Annotated in this window: 7 protein-coding genes; 2 read left to right on the top strand and 5 right to left on the bottom strand. The window is 55.5% G+C overall.

What is annotated here, in order from left to right:
• A partial coding sequence (locus ACK4S7_RS08275; RefSeq protein ID WP_409645829.1) for an SMP-30/gluconolactonase/LRE family protein occupies positions 1-650 on the top strand: 650 nt, incomplete at its 5' end.
• A gap of 1 nt (position 651) precedes the next feature.
• Here the strand turns inward: ACK4S7_RS08275 and ACK4S7_RS08270 are convergent.
• From ACK4S7_RS08270 to ACK4S7_RS08250, 5 genes are read right to left on the bottom strand one after another with little or no spacing between them, the layout of a single operon-like run.
• A complete protein-coding gene (locus ACK4S7_RS08270; RefSeq protein WP_409645828.1) occupies positions 652-1,962 on the bottom strand; it encodes an ABC transporter substrate-binding protein in 1,311 nt (436 codons plus the stop codon).
• The gene (locus ACK4S7_RS08265) at positions 1,959-2,795 is read right to left on the bottom strand and encodes a carbohydrate ABC transporter permease (protein WP_409645827.1); all 837 of its coding nucleotides are present in this window, start codon (positions 2,793-2,795) and stop codon (positions 1,959-1,961) included. Before ACK4S7_RS08265 ends, ACK4S7_RS08270 begins: the two co-directional genes overlap by 4 nt.
• Positions 2,792-3,664: a carbohydrate ABC transporter permease gene (locus tag ACK4S7_RS08260; protein WP_409645825.1), complete on the bottom strand. Its 873-nt coding sequence runs from the start codon at positions 3,662-3,664 to the stop codon at positions 2,792-2,794. Before ACK4S7_RS08260 ends, ACK4S7_RS08265 begins: the two co-directional genes overlap by 4 nt.
• Positions 3,661-4,758: an ABC transporter ATP-binding protein gene (locus ACK4S7_RS08255; protein ID WP_409645823.1), complete on the bottom strand. Its 1,098-nt coding sequence runs from the start codon at positions 4,756-4,758 to the stop codon at positions 3,661-3,663. The genes ACK4S7_RS08260 and ACK4S7_RS08255 overlap by 4 nt, the downstream gene beginning before the upstream one ends.
• Before the next feature lie 57 nt (positions 4,759-4,815).
• Entirely contained in the window at positions 4,816-5,703 is an 888-nt protein-coding gene (locus ACK4S7_RS08250; RefSeq protein ID WP_409645821.1) for a phytanoyl-CoA dioxygenase family protein, read from the bottom strand.
• A 29-nt stretch (positions 5,704-5,732) separates the two neighbouring features.
• Between ACK4S7_RS08250 and ACK4S7_RS08245 the strand changes: the two genes are divergently transcribed.
• Positions 5,733-7,148 (top strand): glycoside hydrolase family 43 protein, encoded by a 1,416-nt coding sequence (locus ACK4S7_RS08245; protein ID WP_409645819.1) that lies wholly within the window; start codon positions 5,733-5,735, stop codon positions 7,146-7,148.
• Positions 7,149-7,153 lie beyond the last annotated feature (5 nt).

Raw genomic sequence — 7,153 nt, 5'->3', positions numbered from 1 at the left:
CTGGCCTTATCGCCATCTCGGCTGAATTGGCCATAAAGCATGTTGGCAACCCAGAGAAGTTCCTGACCGGAAACCGCTTTAACGACGGCAAAATCGACCGCGAAGGACGTTTTTGGGCAGGCACAATGGACCATGCCGAACAGCGGGACAGCGGCACACTGTATCGCATTGATATTGATTTAAGCTGGACCGCAATTGACACCGGCTATCGTGTTACCAACGGCCCGGCGTTCAGCGTCGACGGGCGCAGGATGTACCATACCGATAGTGCAATCCAGCGCGTTTATGCGTTCGACCTCGACACTGCAGGTAATGCAACGAACAGACGGCTGTTTCTTCAGTTCACGCCGGACATGGGCTATCCTGACGGGATGACGGTGGACGCCGAGGACTGTCTGTGGATCGCGTTCTGGGATGGCTGGTGTATCCGCCGGTTTGCACCCGATGGCGGCTTGATTGCAGAAATTCCCGTGCCTGTACAAAGGCCGACGAGTGTCGCTTTTGGTGGCCCCGATGTGGATCGAATATTTATTACGTCGGCGGCGCGCGACCTGTCGTTCGCCGAACTCTCAAACCAACCGCAAGCAGGGGGCATGTTTGCCTTTTCGCCCGGGGTTAAAGGTATCGCCGAACTGCCCTTCGCAGGCTGATCTAAGGCAATTGTGCAAGCAACTCGTTCACCCGCCGCTCTGCGTCCATAAGCGCCACATCGATGGGCTTGATACCCGTTACCGCTGCTTCAAGCTCCTCACCAATCAACCCTTGAATAGCCGACTGTCGTTCGACAAAGTCCGGCAATTGCTGTCCGGTTGCAGCCATGGCGGCAATATCACTACGATGCGGTTGAGTTTTAAACGTCGGCGCGTCCAACACGGCGCCGAAAGCTGGAAGATGTCCCGTGCGCACCCAGTCTCCATTGTATTTTGCGACAAATCCTAAAAAGCGCGCAATAGCCTTGCGCTCGGATTCGGGCCGATTGTCTTTTGGCACGACCCACGCGTGGCCATCAACAAAAGCCGCGCTTTTGCCCCAAAGGCGCGGGAATGGAACAACAGCATAACCCCCAAGACGCGCTGTCGGTTGCTTCGCGGCTTCATCATATGGCCCGATCATCCATGTTCCAGTTGGAAATACACCGCCCTCCCCGTTGACGAAGCTTGCTGTTGCCCCGGGAAAATCCTGCGCCACGGTGGTCAGTTTCTCCGCGTTCAGCGTGCGGTAAAGCTGCACCACAGCGCGTGCTTCGGGCGTGTTCAGACGAATGTGCCGGTTGTCAGGAAATATAACGGCATCCTGTGCCATCAGATAAGTGTAGAGATTGGCCACCAAATAGTCCGGTGCGGCTACCTGCGCCTGAATAAGATAAGGCTTGCCAGTCGCTGCCTTGAAACGCCGCGCATGTTCCAGCAACTGTGTTGGCGAATTCGGCAAAATCGGCTTGCCATCGGCCATCAGGCCAGCCTGATCCATCAGGCGTGTATTAATATGCCAAAGCCGGCCAATCGTATCCCACGGCAGAGCATAATACTGCCCGCGCTTAATCGCACCCCGTTGCCCGGCGAGGGTGAAACTTTCAGGGTTCACTTGAGCGTCTGCCAACAGATCAGCCATGGGCGAAAGCAAACCCCGCGCTTGATAGTCGGATATGACGGATTGATGCATGGTCACCAGATCGGGCGGGTCGCCTGCAGCGATTTGTGCCGCAAGCTGTGGATAGCCGGGCCAGGCAACAACATTGATCTTCACATTGATGTCGGGATTTTCCGCGACGAAGCGGTTCAAGATCGTCGTGATGATGCCGCATTCAGTCTCAGCTTTAGCAACATCAATGCTCGTACCGTAGACCGCGCCGCATTCGCCGAAGAAACGCTGGATGACCAATGTCGGCCGGTCGCTTGCTTGTTCACAGCTTCCCAATAACAAGGCGGCGGAGATCGCGACGAAAGCTTGCAAAGGCTTCATCGTGTGGCTGCCCCGGCCATCGCGCCGACAATCTGTTTCTGAAAGATAATGTAGACAATCAGGATCGGAATGGATGCAAAAACCGCTTGCGCCATCAGGAACCCAAGTCCGCTGGTCTGCGCATAGTTCATCTGTGACGAGGCAAGTCCAACGGTGAGCGTATATTTGTCGCTGGTCGTGGCGGAAATCAGTGGCCACCAATAGTCATTCCATGAGCCCAGGAATGTGAAGACCCCCAATGTTGCCTGTGCCGGATAGGACAAGGGCAACAGCACTCTCCAGAATATCTCGAAACGAGACGCGCCATCGAGCAATGCCGCTTCGTCCAGATCCTTCGGGATTGCCTTGAAATACTGCGTCATGAAAAACACGCCGAACGGCGCGGCAAGGCCGGGAAGGATCAACCCGGGATAACTGTTATGCCACCCAAGCGTGGCAAACAGTTGATGGCGAGGCAGGATGACCGCTTGTTCCGGGATTGCAAGGCCAAGCAAAACGAAGACGAACAGGGTTCGCCGAAATGGAAATTCAAGCCGCGCAAATCCGTACCCCGCCAAGGAGCAGAGGATGAGGACGCCTGCGGTGGTGCCAAGCGATACGATTATGCTGTTCAGCAACCACCGCGGAACATCAGACCCCGACACGATGTCGCGATAATTTTCCAGCGTGTAGGGCGCAGATAGAGCGGCAGCGCTGTCGCGCATCAGCTCGCTGTTGCTTTTAAGGGAAAGCAGCAACGTCCACAGCAGCGGCGCAATCATGATAGCGGCCCCGATGGTGACGCCGATCAACGCGGGCCAAGGCAGCCGGTTACGGTTAATGACCGCGTTCATGCGGGACGATCCTCATGGCGCGACGAGAGCCAATATTGCCCAAGCGTCAATGCAAGCACCAGGATAAACAGCACTTCCGCCGCCGCGATGGCATAACCCAATTCCCATCGTCCAAATGCAATTTCGTAAATGTAGAGCACCACTGGACGCGAGCTGCCGCTTGGTCCGCCCGAGGTCAGCAATTGCGCTTGGCCGAATATCTGCAACTGTGCTGCAGTTTGAAGCATCACGACCAATATCGTTGTGCGGCGAAGCGACGGCAGAGTTATCCGGAAGAACGTCGTCCAGCGGCTTGAACGATCTAACGCCGCGGCCTCATAAATATCCTGCGGAATTTGTTGAAGACCAGCCAGAAACAGCATCATGGGCAGCCCGAGCCCCCACCAGATCGTCGTGATAGCAATTGCTGGTACCGTAAGGTCAGGATCACTCAAAAAAGGGATGGGTTCCATCCCCACGGCAGTCAGCACCTTCGCAATCAACCCTGCATCCGGCGTGAGTACAAAACGCCAGATCAATGTCACGATCGTCACCGACAGAACCGAGGAGGAAAAGAACAGGCCTCTGAAAATCGCCGCTGACCGGGTTGCCCGGTTAAGTGCGAGCGCCAGCAGCAGCGTGATGATGGTAAGTGCCGGGACGATCATCAACGCCAACATAAACGTCGTGCCCATCGCCTGATAAAAAACAGGATCGGCAAACAGACGCCCGTAATTTTCCAGCCCGATGAAATGACGCGCGCCAAACAGGTCAGCCCGATGCAGGCTGATCCATAGGCCCATAAAGAACGGGATAATCAACAGGAAGCTATATGCCGCAACAAACGGCAGGACGAACGAGGCCCCGCCAAAGCGCGCAAGTCGATTCATGCGGCGCGCACCGTGTGGTGGCCAGTGCCATCTGCCCCAAAGAGATGCGCTGCGCGCCCATCAATGGACAGACCGACCTTGTCGCCCATCCGTACATTGCTGTCACCTTTGTCTAACGCAGTGATTTCTGTTTTGTCGGCCAGTTGCGCATAGACGATGGTGCGGTCGCCAAGACGTTCAACGATCATGGCCTTGCCGTCAAAGGTCCCTGCCCCCGCAGCAACAATCGACACATTTTCCGGACGCAGACCAAGGTCAAAGCTATCGCCTTTCTTGCCAACCGACGCTGCAACGCCGGTCGGAATATGAGTGCCATTATCCAAAACAACATGCGCAAGACCGTCGCTAGAATCAGTCAGGGTCACTGGCAACATGGTCATCGCCGGCGATCCGACAAAGCGCGCGACAAAGCGGTTCGCGGGCCGGTCGTAGATCTCCATCGGCGAGCCCACCTGCTGAATTTTCCGGTCACTCATGACTACGATCCGGTCAGCCAGCGTCATCGCCTCTGCCTGATCATGTGTTACCATGATGACTGCGGCCTCCACCCTTTGGCGAAGCTGGGCCAACTCTACGCGCGTGCGATTACGTAGCGCAGCGTCTAGATTGGACAGCGGCTCATCCAGCAAGAATAATTTCGGCACTTTTACGATCGCGCGACCAATGGCAACGCGCTGCCGCTGCCCGCCTGACAACTGGCTTGGCTTGCGCTCCAACAGCTCTTCAATCTCCAGCGTTTTGGCAGCCTGAGCGATACGGGCATCGATTTCGTCGGCAGGCACCTTGGCATTGCGAAGTCCAAAGGCCATATTGTCCCGCACGGTCATATGCGGATACAGCGCATATTGTTGAAAGACGAGTGCAACGCCCCGGTCTCCGGCTGCGATGCCGTCAATGCGCGCACCGTCCAGCCATACTTCACCCCGATCAGGCGATTCCAAACCAGCGATGATCCGCAAAAGTGTAGATTTTCCGCTGCCGGAGGGTCCGAGAAACGCGACAAATTCCTTTGGCTGCATTTCCAACGACACACCCTCAAGCACTGGCGTGCTGCCATAGGCTTTATGCACATCGATCAGTGAAAGGCTCGTCAAGTCCGCTCCCAACTTTTATAATATTTATATTATGTATTGCTCAAGCACTGGTTCTCGTCAATATCCAGATGATGCAGGGGCAAGAAGCCCCTCGATCACGTGGTTTTGTCGCACCCCTGAAATCTGCTCGACGATACGCCCCGTAAACCGGTGTGCCAAGACCGGCGGCAAAGCCTCCACAAATGCCTGCGTCATTTGCAGATCATGGTGGGCAGAATTATGCGCACTTGGTCCGTCAACACCGATAACCAATACTGGCCTTGCCGTGTCAGACACATTTGCGGTGCCACGATGTACGGTTAGGGCCGAACGGGCAGAAATTGAACCTTTTTGTGCCAGCTTGGCAACCTTGCGCGCTTCATATCGTGGCCAGCGCGCGGGGTCTGGAAACATCCCGCGCGGGCATTCGGGTATCATATCCCACTGCGTTCCAGGCGCAATCTCGAAAGGCCCCATATCTGGCGTTGTGTCGACCGTCGTCAAGTTGAACGCCAGCGAGTTTATTTGCCTCCCTTCGATCGTAGCGTCGGGCGCGGCAAAATCCCGGTGCCACGGTTGAAGGGTTGCGCCGGGGAATGGAATATCAAATCCCACCTCGACTATCGACCATGACGGACCAAGTACGGCATCGCACACAGCAAGAAACCAGGGATGCGAAGCAATTTCCGTAAATCCATCGATGCTTTCTGGGGCGACCTCTACATAATAACGATGTGGGCCACGGGGCAATGCGCCGTCAGGCGTTTCGCGCGCTTTGGCAAACAAGCTGTCTATGCTCGCACGGATACGGTCGATGAGTTGTGGTTGATAGGCGTTTGGGAGGGCGATTATGCCATCGCCGTAAATCCCTGCCATGATATCGGATACCTCGTGAGCCTGATGCGCGTGCACAAAAATCCCTCCAACTTCACTTTTATCATATAAATCGGACATACGCTCTTTCATTGATTTTGGCGAGTCGGTATTGGGACAAAATGAAATCGAATCAGATATGCGAAATCCATGCTGAAGCCGAGGGCACTGCGGTCCGGCTTTCCGTTACTATGGAAGGCCGGACGCTTCATTATGTAATTAAGGGACAGAACCATTCTGATTATCAGGCGTTTTTTGCCGAGTTGGCAGACGATGTAGGTACACGAAAGCCACATGCGTTGAAGGCGCCTCCCAGTGATAGCTCCGAAACCTCGCAATGGCAGCCGTTGATTACGGAATTTCTCAACCCCAAGTCCATTGCTGGCTATGGTGATCCTGCGGTGTTGAAAACGGATGACGGCTATTATCTTGTCGCCACATCGAACGATGCGCTTGACGCCTTCCCCATATTGTTCAGTGCCGATCTGCACAACTGGACGCACAAAGGCTTTGTTTTTCCCGAAGGTGAAGCACCGGAATGGACGGCACAGGGAAAAACCATCGGTGATTTCTGGGCACCGGAAATGGCGAAGGTGGGTGACGAATATTGGCTGGTGTACACCGCGCGTCAGCACAATAACGCACTGGCCATCGGCATGGCAAAAAGCAGCCATCCCGAAGGGCCATGGCGCGATAGCGGCAAACCATTACTGGCTGGGTTTTCTTACAACACCACGGGCTTGCCGGACGATGGCAAGCAGCCAGTGTTAAGCGGGGGTGTCATCGACAGTCATATTTTCGTCGACGGCAATGGCGACCGCTACCTATTCTGGAAACGCGATACCAATGGCGTCTGGCCGCGCCCGCTTGCCCGCCTTTTGGGTGACCGGCCCGAACTGATAGAGCAGCTTTTTTCCGAGCCAGCCGACCGCAAAACTGCAGCAGTGGCTGCGGCGATACTTCCTTTTGCCCAAACGCGCCGGCCAATGGAGCGTTTCTTCTTCATGCAGCCGTTAATTGAGGCCGTACTCGACAATTGGGATCATGTCCGCGCGACGCTTGAGCATGACCCCGATGCGGCGCTGATCTTTGACGCCATGAGCACACCCATTCACGCACAACCGCTGTCGGACACTGGCGAACTGATCGGTGAAGATACCATCGTGCTTGTGAATGACCAGCATTGGGAAGGCCATTTGATCGAGGGGCCGTGGGTCACCATTCAAGAAGGCCGCTATTGGCTATTTTATGCCGGCAATGATTTTGGCACGCCGGCTTATGGCATTGGCGTGGCCGTCGCCGACCACCCGCTCGGGCCGTACGTGAAGCAACAGAAGCCGCTATTGAAATCACGTCCCGACTGGTGGGCGCCCGGCCACGCATCGGTCGCTCCGGGGCTCGATGGCAAGCCGCAATTATTCTTCCACGCATTTCATCCAAACACCGGCGGATACAACACGTTTCGCGCGTTACTCACTACCCAGTTGCATTTTACGAAAGACTCCGTGTCTACCGGCGAACCTGAAAAGGTCGAATAGTTGTT

The organism is Sphingorhabdus sp. (assembly GCF_046292425.1).
Lineage (GTDB): Bacteria > Pseudomonadota > Alphaproteobacteria > Sphingomonadales > Sphingomonadaceae > Sphingorhabdus_B.
This window is presented reverse-complemented; position numbering and strand designations above follow the sequence as displayed.

What these genes read in the sequence shown, in the direction of transcription:
- ACK4S7_RS08270 (WP_409645828.1), bottom strand. Translation starts at nt 1,962, where the DNA reads ATGAAGCCTTTGCAAGCTTTCGTCGCGATCTCCGCCGCCTTGTTATTG.
- ACK4S7_RS08245 (WP_409645819.1), top strand. Translation starts at nt 5,733, where the DNA reads ATGAAATCGAATCAGATATGCGAAATCCATGCTGAAGCCGAGGGCACT.
- ACK4S7_RS08265 (WP_409645827.1), bottom strand. Translation starts at nt 2,795, where the DNA reads ATGAACGCGGTCATTAACCGTAACCGGCTGCCTTGGCCCGCGTTGATC.
- ACK4S7_RS08260 (WP_409645825.1), bottom strand. Translation starts at nt 3,664, where the DNA reads ATGAATCGACTTGCGCGCTTTGGCGGGGCCTCGTTCGTCCTGCCGTTT.
- ACK4S7_RS08250 (WP_409645821.1), bottom strand. Translation starts at nt 5,703, where the DNA reads ATGAAAGAGCGTATGTCCGATTTATATGATAAAAGTGAAGTTGGAGGG.